Below are 18,808 nucleotides of genomic sequence, written 5' to 3'. Positions count from 1 at the left end.
ACCGGCGCAAGTGTCGGCCGGGGCGTTGAGAGGAGCCGCCATGCAAGATATCCGCGTCGTCACCGATTTCCCGCGCAAAGTCCGCGAGATCGAGAATTTGTGGATTCCGATGCCGGACGGCGTCAAGCTGGCCGCACGCATCTGGTTGCCGGAAGACGCGGAGGCCGATCCGGTGCCGGCGATCCTCGAATATCTGCCATATCGCAAGCGTGACGGAACGGTGGAGCGCGATGCGCTGACGCATCCCTATTTCGCCGGTCACGGCTATGCCGGCGTGCGGGTCGACATGCGCGGCTCGGGCGACAGCGAGGGATTGTGCAAGGGTGAGTATCTGAAGCAGGAGCAGGATGACTGTTTGGCGGTCATCGAATGGCTGGCTGGGCAATCCTGGTGCTCGGGTAGTGTCGGCATGATCGGCATCAGCTGGGGCGGCTTCAACGGGCTTCAGGTCGCCGCCCGCCGACCGGCGGCGCTGAAAGCCGTCGTCTCGCTGTGCTCGACCGACGACCGCTATAATGACGACGTGCATTATCTCGGCGGCGCGATGATGTGCGACAATCTGATGTGGGGAACCACCGCCTGGGCCATCGCCATGACGCCACCGGATCCGCTTGTTGTCGGCGACCGCTGGCGCGATCTTTGGGAGCAACGGCTGAACGGCAACGGCATCTGGATGCAGGACTGGTTCGAACACCAGCGCCGCGATGATTTCTACAAGCACGGTTCAATCTGCGAGGATTATGCCGATGTCGGGATCCCGGTCTATGCCGTCGGCGGCTGGGCCGACGGCTATCCCAATCCGATCTTCCGGATGCTGGAAAAGCTGAGCGGTCCTCGCAAGGGCCTGATCGGACCCTGGGGCCACAAATATCCGCACTTCGCCATGCCCGGCCCGCGTATCGGCTTCCTGCAGGAGTGCCTGCGCTGGTGGGATCAATATCTCAAGGGCATCGACACCGGCATTGCCGACGAGCCGATGCTGCGCGCCTGGATCCAGGATCCCGCACGGCCGGCGGCGATCTATGACGAGCGGCCCGGCCGCTGGGTGGCGGAACCGGCGTGGCCGGGACCCGGCGTCGGCGAAAAGGTGCTGCACCTTGCGCCGCATGTGCTGAGCGAAGCCAAGGGCGAAAACGCGGTTCTGGAGATTTCATCGCCGCAGACGGCCGGCCTGTCGTCCGGCGCCTGGTGCGGTTATGGCGTCATGCCGACCTTGCCGGTCGACCAGCGGACGGAGGAAGGCAATGCCCTGATCTTCGAGACGGTGCCGTTGACCGAGGCGATCGAGATCCTTGGCTTCCCCGAATTCGAAGTTAAACTCTCCTCCGACAAGCCCGTCGCCCTTCTGTCCGCCACGCTGTCGCAGGTATTTCCTGAAGGTGCCGCCTCGCGTATCAGCTACGGTATTCTCAATCTGAGCCATCGCAACGATGATCTGGACATCGCACCCATGGTGCCGGGCCAGGCGGAGACCGTCCGCATCAAGCTGCGCTGCTGCGGGCAGAGTTTCGAGGTCGGCGAGCGTATCCGGCTGGCGCTGGCGACATCGCATTGGCCGATCGTCTTCCCGACGGCCGAGCAGGCGACGTTGTCGATCCATTGCGGCGACAGCCGGCTGATCCTGCCGGTGCGCGCGCAGCAGAAGCTGGACGACACACTGGGGGTTTTCCTGACTCCGGAAAGCGCCGCGCCGATGGAGCAGGAGGTGCTGGCCAAGGGCGACGGTTTTCAGCGCTCGGTGTCGACGGACCAGGTCACCGGCGAGACCGTCTACCAGGTCGTCAATGATGGCGGCACGGTGCGGCATCCGCATACGGGAATGGTGCTCTCGGCGAGGCATGTCGACCGGTTCATCATCCACCCCGACGATCCGAACTCGGCGGTCGGCACCTGCACCTGGGACAAGTCCTATGGTCGCGGCGACTGGCAGGCGCGGCTTTCGGTAAAGGCGACGGTAAGGGCGCTGCGCGATGTCTGGCGGATCGAGACCCATATCACTGCCCATGACGGAGGCGAGCGGATCGTCGACCGCAACGAGGTCAAGGAGTATCCGCGCGATCTCAACTGAAAGCGGCTGCGACGCTTCGTCTAAGCCATCGACTTCGGCAAGGCGGCGGCCAGCGCATCGACGGCCAGCCGCACCTTCAGCGGCAAATGCGGTGTCTGCAGCCAAAGGGCGTAGCAGTCGTAGAGATATCGAGGCTGGTCCGGCAACAGTGCGACCAGCGCGCCGGCTTCAATGCGCTCGCGCACCAGCCACCAGGGCAACCAGGCAAGGCCCATGCCGTCGGCAGCCGCATCGCCAATGGCGTCGAGATCGTCGAGCCGCAGCCGGCCGGTTGGTGTGATCTCGAGCGCGGGTTGCCCCCCTTGCGCAAACAGCCACGGCTGAACGACCTGACCAAGCCGGCGATAGACAATTGCCTGATGATCGGCGAGATCCTCGATCTGTCGCGGTTCGCCATGAATTCTAAGATAGGAAGGTGCGGCGCAGACGACCATGTCCTGGCGCGCGACGCGGCGTGCGATCACCCCCGCCTTGTCGCCCAGAGCACCGGTCCGAATGGCGAGATCGTAGCCATCCTCGGCAAGATCGGCGAAGCGATCGCTGAGAGATAGATCGAGTTCCAGCATCGGATATTGCCGGGCGAGTTTCAGCAGCACGGGCGTCACGCAGTGGCGACCGAAATGCGCCGGCATGGTGACGCGCAGTTTTCCGCGTGGCTCCGAAAACTGGTCGGCGGCGAGCGCATCGGCGGCGTCGGCCTCGGCCAGCACCACCCGACAGCGTTCATAGTAAGCGCGGCCGAAATCGGTCAGGTTCTGCCGGCGTGTGGTCCGGTTGAGCAGGCGAACGCCAAGCCGTTCTTCGAGAGACCGGACATGCTTGCCAACCATCGGTCCCGAGACGTCAAGGGCGACCGCTGCTGCCGCGAACGAGCCGAGATCGACGGCCTTGACGAACACAGCCATGCTTTCGAGCCGATCCATATTCGGAACTCCTGGTTTCTACTGTTCTTCTCTTGCAGCCATTTATCCCCGGGCAGCCTAACTGCATAGCTCATTCGGTCCAGTTGATTTGGAGTATCCCGAATGACACGTGTGGTTCGCTTTCACCAGCATGGCGGCCCTGAGGTTCTGCGCATCGAGGATGCCGAGCTTCCCCGACCGGGTCCGGGCGAAGTTCAAATCCGCGTCAAGGCGCTCGGCCTCAACCGCGCCGACGCGCTGCTGCGCGCGGGTGCCTATATCGAGACGCCGAAGCTGCCCTCGGGGCTTGGTCTCGAAGCGGCGGGTGTCATCGAGGCTATAGGCGACGGCGTGAAGGAATTCGCGCCGGGCGACGGCGTCAGTGTCATCCCGCCGCAATCGATGATCCGCTGGCCGGCCTATGGCGAGCTTGCCACTTATCCCGCGGAACTTATCGTCAAGCACCCGCCGTCGCTCGACTGGCAAACGGCAGCGGCGGTCTGGATGCAATACCTCACCGCCTATGGCGCGCTGATCGATATCGCCGGGCTGCGCAGCGGAGACCACGTGGTGATCACCGCGGCGTCGAGCAGTGTCGGGCTTGCCGCGGTCCAGATCGCCAACAGTGTGGGCGCGACGACGATTGCGGTGACGCGAACATCGGCGAAGATGCGGGCGCTGCTCGAGGCCGGCGCGGCCGAAGTCGTGGCCTCGACGGAGGAAGATCTGGCGGCGCGGTTGAACCAGATCGCCGGGCCGCGAGGCGTGCGCGTCGTGTTCGATGCGGTCGGCGGCCCGATCTTCGAGCCGCTGACGGCGGCCATGTCGCATAGCGGCATCCTCATCGAATATGGCGGACTGAGCCACGCGCCGACACCGTTTCCGCTATTCGCAGTGCTGGCCAAGACACTGACGCTGCGCGGCTACCTCGTCCACGAGATCACCGGCAACCCGGCGAAACTGGAGGCCGCCAAGGCTTTCATCCTCGCAGGACTCGAGACCGGGACTCTAAAGCCGATCATCGATAGGACCTTCGCGTTCGACCAAATCGTCGAGGCGCATCGCCACCTGGAGTCGAACGAGCAGTTCGGCAAGATCGTGGTGACGATCTGAAATCGTGGTGACGATTTGAAATCGTGGTCACGGTCTGAGCAGAGATGGCGAACAAATCACTCTTGCGGGCAATATCGCCCCTTGAAGGCGCGGCGCTGCATTCCTAATTGTCCCCTGCGGGCCGGGCCCCTCTGACTGTCGCTTTGGCGACTGTGATGTCGGACCGCTGTAACGGGCCCGTTTTCATCCTTTTCGGTCGAGCGGGTTCCTTCTTTTTTGGTTTGGAGCGCCGTATGACATCTCCTTCTCTCCTTGGCATGACTTGCCCCTCCTGCCGCGTTGCGCTCGTGATGAGCGAACGCCAGGGTATCGAAATCGACTACTGTCCGCAGTGCCGCGGCGTCTGGCTTGATCGGGGAGAACTCGACAAGATCATCGAGCGTTCCGGCAGGGAAGCGGCGCCGGCGCCGCAGCCACAGCCGGCAGCGTTCTCCCAGCCGCAACACGGCCAGGGCCGCGACGACGATTATTCCCGCTCCCACGGCCACCGCTATCCAAAGCGGAAGAAATCATTTTTCGAAGAGTTGTTCGATTGACCGTATAACGCCGGCACCCGGCGACGGCTGAAATTTCCGAAACCGCAGAGACAAAGGTTCATCTCCGATGACTTCCCGTACAAGCCGATTTGCAGCCCTCTTTGCAGGACTGTTCCTGGCGTTTTCGATGGTCGCGATAGACCATGCCGAGGCGCGCCGCGGCGGCAGTTTCGGCAGTCGTGGCATGCGCACGTTCCAATCGGCACCGCCGACCAGGACCGCACCGGCCCCGACCGCTCCAGTCGAGCGTTCGATGACGCCCAACACCGGTGTGAACAACGCGGCCCGGCAGCCACAGGCCGGCCCGCAGAGGCCCGGCTTCATGAGCGGCTTCGGGGGAACGATGATGCGGGGCCTGCTGCTCGGCGGCCTGATCGGCCTGCTCGTCGGCCAAGGCTTCGGCGGCCTGGCCGGAATGTTCGGTTTCCTGCTTCAGGCCCTGCTCATCGGTGGCGCGATCATGCTGGCTATCCGCTTCTTCCGCTCGCAATCGGCGCGTGGTCCTGCGGCAGCGCTCGCCGGTGTCGGCAATGCCCAGGCTTCGAGATTTGAGAACCGCGCAACGGCAGGGCAGCAGACTGCAGGCTCCTTCACAATTCCCGGCTTTGGCGGTGGTTCGGGCGGAAGCTCTCCGGCCATCGGTTCTGATGAGATCACGCTGGCTCAGACCGACCTCGACGCATTCCAGCAGCTGTTGACCGATGTCCAGGAAGCATTCGGGCGCGAAGACCATGCCGCTCTGCGCCGGGCTGTTACCCCCGAAATGGTATCCTATCTGTCGGAAGAGCTGGCCGACAATGCCCAGAAAGGTCTCAGGAACGAGGTAACGGACATCACGTTGCTGCAGGCCGACGTCGCTGAAAGCTGGCGTGAGGATGACCGCGAGTACGCCACGGCCGCATTGCGCTACGAATCTCGTGACGTCACGCGCGAACGGGCCAGCGGCAAGGTCGTCGCGGGCGACGATGATCATCCGACAGAGACGACCGAGCTGTGGACATTCGTGCGTGAGAATGGCTCGAACTGGAAGCTCTCGGCAATACAACAGGCTTGAGCCCAGGGCGATTTTGTCCAAGGCTTCACAGTTGTCGGCGTTCAGCGCACGATCTTGACGCACATCGGCGTGCCGATCTCGATGGCGCGCCCGGTGTCGCTGAGTATGCCGGTCTCGGCGTCGCGAGCGAAGATCGAGATGCGGTCGGCGTTCTGGTTGGCGGAAAACAGATGGCCGCCTGACGGCGTCAGCGCCAGATTGCGCGGCGTCGCGCCACCACAAGAGATATAGCCGACGAGGCTCAGCGAACCCGTCTGCTGGTCGACCGCCATGATGACGACGCTGTCATGGCCACGGTTGGAGCCGTAGACAAAACGGCCATCCGGCGAGATCTGGATGTCGGCGCAATGGTTGCTGTCGCGCGCCTCGGCCGGCACCGCCGGCTTGGCGTCGATGAGCGTGAGCTTGCCCGAGGCTTCGTCCAGCGCCATCGCCACGATGGTCGAATCCAGCTCGTTCATAACGAAGACGAAGCGTCCGTTCGGATGCAGTGCGAGGTGGCGTGGACCGGCGCCCGCCGGCAAAGCGGATTCCGCAAGCTTGGTCAGGTTGCCGTCGAGCTCGATCCGGTAGGACACCAGCCGGTCGATGCCGAGATCGGCGACGATGGCTGTCCCGCCGGCAATGGTTTCGGTAATACTGTGGGCGTGCGAGCGTTCCTGTCGTGCCGCATTCGGGCCGGTGCCGGAATGCGAGACGCTGGCCAGCGGGGCCGTCAGCGCGCCGTCCTTTTCGAAACCATAAACCGCCACGGCGCGGTCCGGGCCGCCCCCGCCCATGCCGTAATTGGCGACCAGCAGTTTTGTTCCGTCGCGGGTGATGGTGTTGTGGGCGGTGATGCTGCCCAGCGATGGCTGCTTGTTCAGATAGGTGAGCGCGCCCGAGGCACGATCGAAGCTGTAGGCGGAGACAGTTCCCTCGCGCCAGGTGAAGACTTCCGAATTGGCGTAGACGTGTGAACCGTCCGGCGTCACCGAGAAGAAGGTTGGATTGTCGACGTCATCGGCTTCAGCCAGTTTTCGGGTTTCCAGCGTTTCCTCGTCAAAGCTGTAGACGCCGAGACCGACGCCCCGAGCGCCCTGAAAATACGGCGCCTCGCGATTCAGGCTGCCGACAAAGACCAGACAATCCTTGCGCATGATTTTCCTCCCTGCCCGCCTGCGCTTCGGCGCGCGGGAGCAGCCAAAATTTCGCCTGTTCACGCTTGCAACGCAACCCCATATGTGAAAATACTATTTACAAAAGAAGATTGACGGGAGGAGACGTCTTGGATTCAGGCGCCTTGATGCGTGTTCAAATGGTTGCGCGGTCCCTTCGGCAGGACTGGCGGATTCGGTCATGAACGATTTCGCATCCACCGTCGGTGTCGCCTCGACGCATCCCAAGAACATGCCGGCGGATCATGCCGCGCTGCCGGTATGGAACGCCGAAAACTGGTTCTATGAGGATTGGCCGGTCGGGCAGAAGATCCGCTCGTTGCGACGGACCATGGCCGAAGGCGACAGCCATTTGTTCAACACGCTGGTGCTCGACATCCACCCCTATGTGCAGGACCAGATGTTTGCCGAGAGCGAAGGCATTTTCGGCAAGCGGCTGATCGCCGGCGCCTTCGTCTTCTCGGCTGGCCTGGGACTGGTCGCCACCAACTGCGTCAACGCCTTTTCCTATGGCTACGACAAGCTCCGCTTCATAAAACCCGTCTTCATTGGCGACACGATCTATTCGATCCGCTCCAATCTCGACAAGAAGCCCCGCTACCAGGAGATGGGGTTGATCCGCGCCAGCTACGAGGTGTTCAAGGGCGAAGGCGAGCTGGTTCTCTATTGCGAGCATCTGCAGACGGTGAAGTACCGCAACCCGGCCGACTTCGTCGGCAAGACGGAGAAATAACGATGCCGGCAGCAGCCGAATTGCCGCTCGCCGGTCTCGTCGTCGTCGACATGAGCCAGTTCCTGTCCGGGCCTTATTGCTCGCTGAGGCTGCTCGATCTCGGCGCGCGCGTCATCAAGATCGAGCGCCCGGATGGCGGCGACCTGTCGCGCCGGCTCTATCTCAGCGACACCGAGATCGGCGGCGATTCCACCATCTTCCATGCCATCAACCGGGCCAAGGAAAGTCTTGCCATCGACCTCAAGAACGAGGCCGACCTCGAGGCGCTGCGCGGCCTTCTGGCCAAGGCCGACGTGCTGATCCAGAATTTCCGGCCGGGCGTCATCGAACGGCTCGGCCTGGACTACGAGGCGGTCCGCAAGATCAATCCACGCCTGGTCTATGCCTCGATCAGCGGCTATGGTGAGGACGGCCCGTGGGTCAAACGCCCGGGCCAGGATCTCCTGGCGCAGGCGCGTTCCGGCGTGATGTGGTTGAACGGCGACGAGGACCAGGGGCCGGTGCCATTCGGCCTCGCCATCGGCGACATGCTGGCCGGTGCGGCCTGTGCGCAGGGCATTCTGGCCGCACTGGTGCGGCGCGGTATCACCGGTCAGGGCAGCCACATCGAAACCAGCCTGCTGGAAGCGCTTGTCGATTTCCAGTTCGAGGTGCTGACCACGCATCTCAATGACGGCCGCCGGCTGCCCAGGCGCTCCAGTTTCCGCAGTGCGCATGCCTATCTGTCGGCGCCTTACGGTGTCTATCCGGCCAAGGACGGCTACCTCGCCATCGCCATGACGCCGATCCCCAAGCTGGCCGATCTCTTGTCGCTCAGCGAACTCGCACCCTATCGTGACAAGCCGGCATCCTGGTTCACCGCGCGCGACGACATCAAGGCGATCATCGCGCAGCGGATCGCGACCAAGACCATCGATGAGTGGCTTGATCTCCTCGAGCCGGCCGACATCTGGTGCGCCAAAGTGCTGACCTGGCCGGAGATGCTGGCGAGCGAAGGGTTCCAGTCCCTCGACATGCTGCAGACGGTGACGCGCGAGGATGACGTCTCGATCCTCACCACCAGTTCGCCGCTCCGGGTCGACGGCATCAGAGCCAAGGTCGACCGGGCAGCACCACGCATCGGCGAGCACAGTGCTGCGATCCGCGCGGAGTTCGGCCTGTGAGTTCGCCCAAGCTCAAAGGTATGACCTGGAGCCACCCGCGCGGCTACGATCCGATGGTCGCCTGCTCGTCGCTTTGGCAGCAGAAGACCGGCGTCGTGATCGAGTGGGACAAGCGCTCGCTTCAGGATTTCGAATCCTTCCCGGTCGAGGAACTCGCGCGCGCCTATGATCTCATCGTCATCGACCATCCGCATGTCGGCCAGATCACGGCGGAGCGTTGCCTCGAGCCGCTGGATGTCACCGGCCGCGAGGCGGAGCGCACGGCCCTTGCCTCGGACAGCGTCGGCCAGTCCTATCCGAGCTACAACTGGCAAGGACGGCAATGGGCTTTCCCGATTGATGCGGCAACCCAGGTCCAGGCATGGCGGCCGGATGCGATCAGTGCGCCACCGGCGCGCTGGAGCGAGGTGCTCGATCTCGCCCGTCAAGACCGCGTGCTGCTGCCGCTGCGGCCGCCTCACGTGTTGATGGTGTTCTACACGCTTGCCGGCAATCTAGGGCATGCCTGCACGACCGATCCATCCAACGATCTGATCGATGTGGAGATCGGTAGCCAAGTCTTCGAGGCAATGCGCGAGATCACAGCGCTGGTCGATCCCGCGTGTTTCGAGATGGACCCGATTGCCGTCTCCGAACGTATGGCGGAGGCCAGTTCCAGGTTCGTCTGCGCGCCACTGATCTATGGCTACGTGTCCTATGCGACGGATGGCTTTCGGGCGAACCGGCTGGCCTTTGCCGATGTTCCGGTCATCGGTTCCGGCGGCCCTGTCGGTTCGGCGCTTGGCGGCACCGGCATAGCGGTTTCAGCCTTTTCCAAAGCCAGGGATGCCGCGATCGACTTCGCCTATTGGGTCGCGAGCGACGATGTCCAGCGCGGCCCCTATGCCGCCGCCGGGGGCCAGCCCGGCCATGCAGCGGCCTGGGAAGATCAAGCCGTCAATGAAGCGACCGGCGACTTCTATCGGGATACGCGCGCGACGCTGGAGGGCGCATGGGTGCGGCCACGCCATGACGGCTACATGGCGTTCCAGCAGGCCGCGTCCGAACGCATCCTTTCCGGCATGACCTCCCGGCATCAAGCCCGACAGGTCGTTGCCGATCTCAATCGCCTGTTTCGGGAGAGTTTCCCGGCGCAGGTGTCCGGCGCTGCCGGTGGAGGAGCCTGAACCAAACCGAACGGAGGAGAACAAGAATGACAGGAATGATCCGCGGCCTGCTGGCCGCAACGGCGCTTGCCTCGCTTGCAACGACCGCCTTTGCCCAGGATGTGCAAGGCGTCATCGGCGGGCTGCCGACCGAACTCAAGGCGCAGTATGACGGCGCGCCCCAGAAGGTGCTGCCCTCGGCCTGGGACAATTTCACCGCGCCGCCCAAGCCGTGGAAATGGTGCCACTCGGAATCATATCAGGGCAATCCGTGGCGGGTCACGGTGACCAAGGAACTGAAGCGCCTTGTCGACGGGCTAATCGCCGACGGCACCGTCTCCAGCTTCGAGGTGTCGGACTCCAACAATGACGCCAGCCAGCAGATCAACCAGATCCGCGCCTTCATCGACAAGAAGTGCTCGATCATCACCTCGATCCCGGGTTCGGCGACGGCGCTTGACGACGCCATCGACGCTGCCGCCAAGGCCGGCATTCCATTCATCACGGCGGCCGGCTCGGTGACCAGCCCGAACGCGATCAATGTCGATTCCAACTATGCGCGCTGGGGCTATGACATGATGGCGGCGATCGGCAAGGCGCAGCCGGACGGCGCCAGCATCCTTCTGGTCGAAGGCATCGCGGGACACCCGATCGTGGTGCAGGAGCGCCAGGGCGCGGACAAGGCGCTGGCCGAAAATCCGAAGCTGAAGATCTCGCGCAACGTCAACGGCAACTGGACGGCCAACGTCACCAAGACAGTGGTGCTGCAGGCGATCGCCACCAACCCGGCGCCGATCGATGCGGTGTGGACGACAGGCAGCGAGAGCCGTGTCGTTGCCGAAGCCTTCGCGGAAGCCGGCCGGCCGGCGCCATTGATCACCGGCTCGATCACCGGCGATGCGCTGGGCTACTGGAAGGCCAACCCCGACAAGTACCGCTTCGAAGGCCATGCGGTGCTGCCGCACTGGACCGCGCAAACGCTGTTCCGCGTCGGCGAGCGCATGCTCGACGGACAGAAGCCGAAGCTGAACACGCTGCTGATCCCGATCCCGCCTGTCCACACCGCCGATCTCGGTGCCTGGTACAAGGACTGCATGACGACCGATGCCGTGTCGATCTTCCCGATCCCGCCGAAAGATCCGATGCCGGAGGAATGGCTCGACGCCTATTTCTCGAACCCGGCGCCGACCAAGGGCTGGGATTATTCGAAGGTACCCGACGCCTGCGCAAAGTGACGCCTGCGCGAACCAGTCTCTCAACAGGCCGGCTCCTTTCGGGGAGCCGGTCTGCCAGCATCGAAATGCTACATGCTTGAAATCAAAACCATATCCAAACGCTATGGCGAGACGATCGCGCTCTCGGACGCATCGATCGCGTTTCGGGCGGGAACCATCCACACCATTCTGGGCGAGAACGGTTCGGGCAAGAGCACGATGGTCAAGCTGCTGTCCGGCATCGTCCAGCCGGACAGCGGCGTGATCCTGCTGCACGGCAAGCCATTCTCTGGCGCCAATCCATCGGCCTTCCAGGCGCAAGGCTTCGCCACGGTATTCCAGGAGGTGCTGATCGCGCCGGACCGCAGCGTAACCGACAACATCCTGCTCGGCCTCGACGGACTGGTCCGACGTGCCGTTCCCCGCCATGAGCGCCGTGACCGGGCGGAAGCCGCGCTGAAGCGCTTCGCGGTCACCGACGTCCCCCTCGACAAGCCAGCCGGCCTGCTGCCGCTTGCCGCGCAGCAATTGGTCGTTCTCGCCCGCGCGATCGTGCGCAACCCAAAGATCCTGATCCTCGACGAGGTCACCGCCGCGCTCGACTTCGCCGACCGCGAATCGGTTTTTTCGTTGATGCGTGCGCTTGCCGGCGAAGGCTGCCTGATCCTGTTCATCACCCACCGCATGGATGAGGTGATGACGCTTTCGGACCGCATCTCGATCCTGCGGGGCGGCAGCGTCGTGCGCACCGAAGAGCGCGGCGCTTCCACGCCGGCGGAACTTCTCAAGGCGATGGCGCCACGTACCGCTGCGGAATTGGCGCATGGCTGATCGCACTGCTCTCGATTTTGGTGGTCTTGCCGTTCGCGAACTCGTCATCGCGCCCGGCGCCAGCCCGATCACGCAGGCAATCGCTCCGGGTGAGATCGTCGGGCTTGCCGGTCTCGATGGTCATGGCCAGGAGCTGTTTCTCAAGATGCTTGCCGGCCTGGAACCGCCCCATGGCGGCTCGATCGAACTCGGTTCATCGGGTGCCTCCCGCAAGATTACCGGGTTTCGCAAGGCTGTCGCCAGCGGCATCGCCTATTTGCCGCGCGACCGACGCGCCAACGGCATTTTCCCGACGCAGTCGGTGCTCGACAATTTCGCCGTTTCGACTCTGTCGCGCGACACTCGGCTCGGGCTGATCAGCCCCGCGGCGCGCAAGGCGCGGTACGACATCTACCGCGAAAAACTGTCGATCGCCGCACCCCGGCCCGATGCGCCGATCACCACTCTTTCGGGCGGCAACCAGCAGAAGGTGCTGTTGGCGCGTGCCTTGGCGCTGGAGCCCGCGATCCTGCTCCTCAACGATCCCACGCGTGGCGTCGACGTGGCGACGCGGCATGTGCTCTACGACGTGTTTCGCGGGCTGGCGTCCGACGGCATGGGCCTCGTCATCCTATCCAGCGAAATCGAGGAGATTCTTCTCCTGTGCCAGCGCGTGCTGGTGTTCCGTGAGAATGAAGTCGCGGCCGAGATCTCTGGCGACGCGCTCACCACCGACAGCGTGATATCAGCCATGTTCGGACGTGCGGCATGAACCCTGTTGCGCGCCTCCTGTCCCTTGGGCGAAATTTCGGCTTCGCGGTGGTGCTGCTGGTCGTGCTGCTTGCGATCAATCTTATCCTCAGCCCCGGGCGGTTCCAGCCGGGTTCCTGGGGCGCGCTGGTCGGATTGGCGGCGCCCTTGGTCGGTGCGGCCATTGCGTCCACGCCTGTCATCCTCGCCGGGCGTGGCGGAATCGACATCTCGGTCGGGCCATTGATGGGCTTCGTCAACGCTTTGACGATCCAGGTGCTGTTCCTCGGCGCCGGCATCTCATCGCCCCTGGTGCTCGTTCCGGCGGCGTTGCTCGTCGGCGCGCTGGTGGGTGCTGCGAACGGCTTTCTCGCGACAATCGTGCGCATCCAGCCGATCGTCGCCACGCTCGGCACCTATCTGATCCTGACCGGCGTCACGCTGACGATCCTGCCGGCGCCGATCGGCCCGGCGCCGGCTTGGCTCAAGGCCTTGTCCGGCCCGCTCTCGATGCTTCCGCTGGCACTGATGTTCATCGCTTGGTGGCTGGTGCGGCGCACCCCCTACTACGACCAGTTGATGGCGGTCGGCAGCGACGACCGCGCGGCCTACACCGCCGGCGTCGATGTCACGCGCGTGCGCTTCATCGCCTATGTCATGACCGGCATCCTGGGCGGATGCGCCGGGCTGATGCTGACCGCGCTGATCGGCTCCGCCGACCCTAACATCGGGCCGACCTACACGCTGATCGCCATCGCCGCCGTAGCGCTCGGCGGCGTCAGCCTGGCCGGCGGGCGTGGCGGCGTCGCCGGTGCAGCCATTGGCGCCATCGACATCTTCCTGCTGCAAAGCGTGCTGACGACGTTCAACGTCTCGACCTTCGTGCTGCAGATCGCCTACGGCGCGATCCTGGTGCTGGCCGTGATGCTGACAGCGCTGCAGGAACGTCTTGCCATGGGGAGACGCTGACATGGTTTTGCGCCAAAACCTCTTCGCCACAACCAACGCCCGCGTCGTCGGCGCCTTCTGCGTCGCCGCCCTTCTGCACCTTGCCGGCACGCTCCTCATTCCCGGCTATTCGGCGCCGTTTGCGATACGCGCCATGCTGGTGCTCGCTTCGCTGCTTGCCGTCGCCTCGATCGGGCAGACGCTGGTCGTCATCATGGGCGGCATCGATCTGTCGATCCCGTTCGTCATCGGCTTTGCCAATGTCGTGGCGGCGCAGCTCTATGGCGACGGCTGGAATTTTGTTGTGGTCTGCGGCGTTGTCGGTGCGCTGGCGCTCATCATCGGCGGGCTGAACGGGCTGATCTCGCGCAGTCTCGACATCCAGCCGCTGATCGTCACGCTCGGCATCGGCATGGTCGTGCAAGGGCTGGTGCTGCTGTGGACAGCCGGCTTCCCATCGGGCTCCGCGCCGCAAGCGGTTTCCAGCTTCGTGTCGATCGGCGGATCGGCCGGACCGCTGCCGGTGCCGTGGCTGGTGCCGAGCCTGGTCGTGCTGGCCGCACTCGTCGTGCTGGTGCTGGAGCGAACGCCCTATGGCCGCCGGCTCTACGCGCTGGGCAGCAATCCGGGCGCGGCGCCACTGGCGCTGATTGACCCGGTTCGCATGTGGGTCATCACCTATGCGGCAAGCGCTTTCTTCGCCGCCGTGGCAGGGGTGCTGCTGCTCGGCTTCACCGGTTCGGCCTATGGCGATGTCGGCCAGCCCTATCTGTTCCAGACCATCGCGGCGGTCGTCGTAGGAGGCGCAGCACTTGTCGGCGGCCGGGGAAGCTATCTCGGCACGATCGCCGGCGTGCTGGTGCTGACCGAGATCAACACGCTGCTGATCGGCCTCGGCTTCCAGCCCGCAGCGGTGCAGGCCGCGCTCGGCTTCGTCATCGTACTGCTGGTTTCGCTCTATGGCCGCGAACGGCACGTCTCGACAACCATCTGAAAGGACCAGTCAGTCGAGCCGCCACAGCTTGCGGGCATTGCCGGACAACAGCCTGTCGCGCTCCCCAATGCTGCAGCCCGAGAGCAATGCATGGGTCGCCGCCACCCAGGTCGACAGGCCGCCGCCTAGCGTGCAGACCGGCCAGTCGCTGCCCCAGACGACGCGGTCCCAGCCGAATGAATTGATGGTGTGCTCGACGTACGGCCGCAACGTCTCAACCGTCCAGCTGCCGGCATCGGCATAGGCGACGACACCGGAGATTTTGGCCATGACATTCGGGCGCCGGGCGATGTCGCTCATATGCTCGCGCCATGGATGTTCGCTCTTGCCTTTGATGTCGGGGACGCCGCAATGATCGAGGACGAACTGGACATCGGGTGCCAGGTCGGCAAGCGCGATCGCCCTGGGGATCTGGTGCGGCAGCACGACGAGGTCGAAAGTCAGGCCGGTGCCGCCAAGCCGCTTGATGTTGTCGCGGAACACCGCACCTTCCGAGAGCTCGTCGGGCACGACATGGAGGACGCGGCGAAAGCCTTTTACGAACAGGTTTGCCCGCTGCCGTTCGAGATAGGCCGCGAAGTCCCCTTCCTCAGGGCGGCAGGACGCGATCACCCCGGCCAGCATGCTGCCGGACTGCCGTGACAGTTCTTCCACACGAGCGGTCTCGGCTTCGATGTCGGCTGGATCGACATCGACCTCCATATGCAGCACACGCCCGACGCCGACACGCTGCGCCTCCGTCGCGTAGTCTTCATAAGAGAAATCGCGGTTGAGCGCCGGCACGCCGGCGAGCCAGGGATAGCGCAGGGCCGAGCGATCGATCAGGTGAAGATGGGTATCGATGATCATGGTGAGGCTCCTCCCTCTGGCTTTTTAAATCATCTCACGGGGGAATTCTTCATTCAAATAAGAATTCATGCCGATGAGCCGACTGCTGATCCAGCGAGGTGCGACAGCTTTTCACACGTCGCCAGCAACAGTTCGATCGTCCTGGTGATGTCGGGCGCGGAAGGCGCGTTGACCACCGTGATGTAGGGAATCGACAACGCGGCGATCGCCTTGCCGTCGGAACTGCGGACCGGGGCCGACAGGTTGAAGACGCCGGCTGTCTGCATCGAGGCCATCATCTCGTAGCCACGGTCGCGGATTTGGTCGAGACGGGTGAAGAACTCGGTCGATTGCGCCGTCTTGTCGGTGCTGCGGACGTGTTCGGAAATCATCATCTGGCGCTCTTCCGGTGAGCGGAAGGCGAGCAGCACATGTCCCGATCCGGTGTCGAACAAACTGATATGGGAGCCGACCCGGATCGATATGCCCCAGTAGTTCGGTGCTTCCTGCTGGCCGATGACGACGGCAGAACCGCGATCAAAAACAACGAGTTGGTTGGCCTGCTGCGATGTCTCGGCAAGTTCACGCATCAGCGGCGTCGCATAGGAGACCAGCCGCCGTACCGGCGCGTGCAACTGTGCCAGACCGAACAGTTTGAGCGTTAGCGAATAGCGGTCGCCATCGAGGCGCGTGACGTAGCCGCGCCGCACCAGCCGGTCGAGCATGCGATAGAATTCGTTGGGACTGCGGTCGAGTTTCTTGGCGATTTCGGCCTGGGTCAGGCCGCCGTCGACGCCCGCCAGCAGTTCAAGGATATCGAGCCCCTTGTCGAGCGCCGGCGCGCGATAGCGCTCGTCTTCGCTGTCGTCCATGGGCTCATCCTCCAGTGAATTTCACCCTTCATATACGCAGGAACGTGCGCGGCGGAAACAAATTTCGCCTTGACGTGTCTATGAATGTTTTGTTTGTATATGAATGTAGCACTTCTTGTCATCAGACGAGTTGCGGTCGCCGCGGAGGCGGCGCCAAGGGAGGATACCAATGAACAGACTGCTGTCCGGCGTGTGCGCCGGTGCATTGTTGCTCGCGTCAGGTGCGGGCGCTGCCCTTGCCGGCGACCTGCCCGGCAAGTTCGAAGGCGTGACCGTCGACGTGAAGCTGATCGGCGGCCAGCAATATGAAAAGCTCTACGAGCGCATTCCCGAATGGGAGAAGGCGACCGGCGCCAAGGTCAACATCCTGACCAAGAAGAACGGCTTCGATATCGACAAGGAGCTCAAGTCCGACATCGCCTCCGGCAGCACCAACTGGTGCGTCGGCTGGAACCATTCGTCCTTCGCGCCGCAATATACGGGCCTTTACACCGACCTCAGCAAATTGCTGCCCAAGGAAGAGATCGACGCTTTCGTGCCGTCGACGATCACGTCCGCAACCATCGACGGCAAGCTGGAGATGCTGCCGCGTGCGCAGTTCGACGTTTCGGCGCTCTACTACCAGAAGAGCCTGTACGAGAACGCCGACAACAAGACCAAGTTCAAGGCGAAATACGGCTATGATCTGGTGCCGCCGGACACCTGGAAGGAAGTGACCGACCAAGCCCAGTTCTTCGCCAACCCACCCAATTTCTACGGCACGCAGTTCGCCGGCAAAGAAGAGGCGATCAACGGCCGCTTCTACGAGATGGTTGTCGCTGAAGGCGGCGAGTATCTCGACAAGGATGGCAAGCCGGTCTTCAATTCCGACGCCGGCATCCGGGCGCTCGACTGGTTCGTCAACCTCTACAAGGCCAAGGCCGTGCCGGCCGGCACGACCAACTACCTCTGGGACGATCTCGGCCAGGGCTTTGCGTCCGGCACCGTCGCTATCAACCTCGACTGGCCGGGCTGGGCCGGTTTCTTCAACGACCCGAAGTCGTCGAAGGTCGCCGGCAATGTCGGCGTCAAGGTCGCGCCGAAGGGCTCGTCCGGCAAGCGCACCGGCTGGTCCGGTTTCCATGGCTTCTCGGTGACCGAGAACTGCCCCAACAAGGAGGCCGCGGCTTCCCTGGTGTGGTGGCTGACCAACGAAGACAGCCAGAAGCTCGAGGCCGCCGCCGGGCCGCTGCCGACCCGTACCGCAGTGTGGGACTGGGTTTTGAAGCAGGCCGAAAACGATCCTTACAAGAAGGAGGTTCTTACCGCCTTCCAGGAAGAGGCCAAGCACGCGTTTGCCGTGCCGCAGACGCCTGAATGGATCGAGATCTCGAACGCCGTCTATCCCGAGTTGCAGGCGGCGATCCTCGGCGACAAAACCTCCAAGCAGGCACTGGACGATGCAGCCGCCAAGGCGACGCAAATCCTCCAGGACGCCGGCAAGCTCTAGAAACGGGCTCCCAGGGCTGCCTCCCCCACCAGAAATGGGGGAGGCGATCGCGTTTTCGCGGCCAGCGGTTTGCGCTAACCCATCGCCCCCGGCCCACGCACCGCCGTCCAAATGCAAACACCTCAAGGATTCTGATGAAGGGCTTCAAGCCATCCGCGCCATTCCTGCTGCTGCTTCCGGCCATGATCGTGCTGGCGGCGGTTGTCGTTGTGCCGTTGCTGTTGTCCCTTTACTCCAGCTTCACGCCGTTCCGCCTGACGCGGCCCGAAACGTTCTACGTCTTCATCGGCATCCGGAACTATCTTTCGATCCTGTCCAACACCGATTTCTGGTGGGCGTTCGGCCGCACGGTGCTGCTACTGACCATCGCGCTCAATCTCGAAATGCTGCTCGGCCTTGGGCTTGCCATGCTGGTCGAGAAAGCGACACGCGGCCAGCGCATCCTGCGCACGCTGATGATGTTCCCGATGATGTTCTCGCCGATCCTCGTCGGCTTCCAGTTCAAGTTCATGTTCAACGACAATATCGGCCTGGTGAACAATGCGCTGCAGTCGCTCGGCATCACGCAAGACGCCATACCGTGGCTGATCGAGGGCCATCTCGCCTTCATCGCCATTTCGATCGCCGAGATCTGGTCGTCGACGGCGATCTTCGCCATCCTGATCCTCGCCGGCCTGCTCGCCATGCCCAAGGAGCCGATCGAGGCGGCGCGTGTCGACGGCTGCACGCCGTGGCAGACATTCCGCTATGTGACGTGGCCGTTCGTCATGCCTTTCGCCTACATAGCCATGACTATCCGTTCGCTCGACGTGGCGCGCGCCTACGACATCGTCAAGATCATGACCGATGGCGGACCGGCGGGCCGCACCGAACTGCTATGGACCCTGGTGGCCCGCACCGCCTACAGCGACGGGCGCATGGGCATGGCCAACGCCATGGCCTATTTCTCGATCCTGCTGTCGATCGCCTTCACCGTCTACTTCTTCAACAAGCTCGCCGCGGCGCGCACGCAGATTGGTGCGGAGTGGTGAA

The 18,808-nt window shown here is 63.5% G+C and carries 18 protein-coding genes; 14 read left to right on the top strand and 4 right to left on the bottom strand.

Translation table 11 applies throughout. The features are described from left to right. The first annotated feature begins 40 nt into the window (after positions 1-40). Positions 41-2,068 (top strand): CocE/NonD family hydrolase, encoded by a 2,028-nt coding sequence (locus NP945_RS19125; protein ID WP_256747228.1) that lies wholly within the window; start codon positions 41-43, stop codon positions 2,066-2,068. A 20-nt stretch (positions 2,069-2,088) separates the two neighbouring features. Here NP945_RS19125 and NP945_RS19120 read toward each other — a convergent pair whose 3' ends face one another. Then, entirely contained in the window at positions 2,089-2,991 is a 903-nt protein-coding gene (locus tag NP945_RS19120; protein ID WP_256747227.1) for a LysR family transcriptional regulator, read from the bottom strand. 102 nt (positions 2,992-3,093) lie between these two features. On the opposite strand from NP945_RS19120, the gene NP945_RS19115 reads away from it, so the two are divergent. The 3 genes from NP945_RS19115 (at position 3,094) to NP945_RS19105 (ending at position 5,673) form a co-directional block, all read left to right on the top strand. Further along, on the top strand, positions 3,094-4,083 hold the full coding sequence (locus tag NP945_RS19115; RefSeq protein ID WP_256747226.1) for a zinc-dependent alcohol dehydrogenase family protein: 990 nt from the start codon (positions 3,094-3,096) through the stop codon (positions 4,081-4,083). A 233-nt stretch (positions 4,084-4,316) separates the two neighbouring features. Further along, positions 4,317-4,619, top strand: a complete 303-nt coding sequence (locus NP945_RS19110; protein ID WP_127270121.1) for a zf-TFIIB domain-containing protein — start codon at positions 4,317-4,319, stop codon at positions 4,617-4,619. 67 nt (positions 4,620-4,686) lie between these two features. After that, complete coding sequence (locus tag NP945_RS19105; RefSeq protein ID WP_256747225.1) at positions 4,687-5,673, top strand: Tim44 domain-containing protein; 987 nt, start codon at positions 4,687-4,689, stop codon at positions 5,671-5,673. Positions 5,674-5,714: 41 nt separating this feature from the next. Here NP945_RS19105 and NP945_RS19100 read toward each other — a convergent pair whose 3' ends face one another. Then, positions 5,715-6,812: a lactonase family protein gene (locus tag NP945_RS19100; protein WP_256747224.1), complete on the bottom strand. Its 1,098-nt coding sequence runs from the start codon at positions 6,810-6,812 to the stop codon at positions 5,715-5,717. Between the two features lie 199 nt (positions 6,813-7,011). Between NP945_RS19100 and NP945_RS19095 the strand changes: the two genes are divergently transcribed. From NP945_RS19095 to NP945_RS19060, 8 genes are all read left to right on the top strand, one after another. Further along, positions 7,012-7,563 (top strand): MaoC family dehydratase, encoded by a 552-nt coding sequence (locus tag NP945_RS19095; RefSeq protein ID WP_127270127.1) that lies wholly within the window; start codon positions 7,012-7,014, stop codon positions 7,561-7,563. Between the two features lie 2 nt (positions 7,564-7,565). Continuing rightward, the gene (locus tag NP945_RS19090) at positions 7,566-8,726 is read left to right on the top strand and encodes a CaiB/BaiF CoA-transferase family protein (protein ID WP_256747223.1); all 1,161 of its coding nucleotides are present in this window, start codon (positions 7,566-7,568) and stop codon (positions 8,724-8,726) included. Then, entirely contained in the window at positions 8,723-9,892 is a 1,170-nt protein-coding gene (locus NP945_RS19085; protein ID WP_256747222.1) for an extracellular solute-binding protein, read from the top strand. Before NP945_RS19090 ends, NP945_RS19085 begins: the two co-directional genes overlap by 4 nt. A gap of 26 nt (positions 9,893-9,918) precedes the next feature. Beyond that, positions 9,919-11,106, top strand: coding sequence for an ABC transporter substrate-binding protein (locus NP945_RS19080; protein ID WP_256747221.1), 1,188 nt, complete (start codon positions 9,919-9,921; stop codon positions 11,104-11,106). A gap of 72 nt (positions 11,107-11,178) precedes the next feature. After that, on the top strand, positions 11,179-11,916 hold the full coding sequence (locus NP945_RS19075) for an ATP-binding cassette domain-containing protein (RefSeq protein ID WP_256747220.1): 738 nt from the start codon (positions 11,179-11,181) through the stop codon (positions 11,914-11,916). Beyond that, positions 11,909-12,667 carry an ATP-binding cassette domain-containing protein gene (locus NP945_RS19070; protein ID WP_256747219.1) on the top strand — a complete coding sequence of 253 codons (759 nt, stop codon included), beginning with the start codon at positions 11,909-11,911 and terminating at the stop codon, positions 12,665-12,667. Before NP945_RS19075 ends, NP945_RS19070 begins: the two co-directional genes overlap by 8 nt. Next, positions 12,664-13,614: an ABC transporter permease gene (locus NP945_RS19065; RefSeq protein WP_256747218.1), complete on the top strand. Its 951-nt coding sequence runs from the start codon at positions 12,664-12,666 to the stop codon at positions 13,612-13,614. Before NP945_RS19070 ends, NP945_RS19065 begins: the two co-directional genes overlap by 4 nt. A gap of 1 nt (position 13,615) precedes the next feature. Beyond that, positions 13,616-14,587, top strand: coding sequence for an ABC transporter permease (locus NP945_RS19060; RefSeq protein WP_256747217.1), 972 nt, complete (start codon positions 13,616-13,618; stop codon positions 14,585-14,587). A gap of 9 nt (positions 14,588-14,596) precedes the next feature. Here the strand turns inward: NP945_RS19060 and NP945_RS19055 are convergent, their stop codons facing one another. Together NP945_RS19055 and NP945_RS19050 are read right to left on the bottom strand one after the other, a co-directional pair. Continuing rightward, complete coding sequence (locus tag NP945_RS19055; RefSeq protein ID WP_256747216.1) at positions 14,597-15,436, bottom strand: amidohydrolase; 840 nt, start codon at positions 15,434-15,436, stop codon at positions 14,597-14,599. Between the two features lie 65 nt (positions 15,437-15,501). Further along, positions 15,502-16,287 carry an IclR family transcriptional regulator gene (locus NP945_RS19050; protein WP_127267478.1) on the bottom strand — a complete coding sequence of 262 codons (786 nt, stop codon included), beginning with the start codon at positions 16,285-16,287 and terminating at the stop codon, positions 15,502-15,504. 169 nt (positions 16,288-16,456) lie between these two features. On the opposite strand from NP945_RS19050, the gene NP945_RS19045 reads away from it, so the two are divergent. Together NP945_RS19045 and NP945_RS19040 are read left to right on the top strand one after the other, a co-directional pair. Then, complete coding sequence (locus NP945_RS19045) at positions 16,457-17,776, top strand: sugar ABC transporter substrate-binding protein (RefSeq protein ID WP_127267477.1); 1,320 nt, start codon at positions 16,457-16,459, stop codon at positions 17,774-17,776. A gap of 134 nt (positions 17,777-17,910) precedes the next feature. Further along, a complete protein-coding gene (locus tag NP945_RS19040) occupies positions 17,911-18,807 on the top strand; it encodes a carbohydrate ABC transporter permease (RefSeq protein WP_023808865.1) in 897 nt (298 codons plus the stop codon). Position 18,808 lies beyond the last annotated feature (1 nt).

The organism is Mesorhizobium sp. LMG17149, from assembly GCF_024518695.1.
Taxonomy (GTDB): Bacteria; Pseudomonadota; Alphaproteobacteria; order Rhizobiales; family Rhizobiaceae; genus Mesorhizobium.
This window is presented reverse-complemented; position numbering and strand designations above follow the sequence as displayed.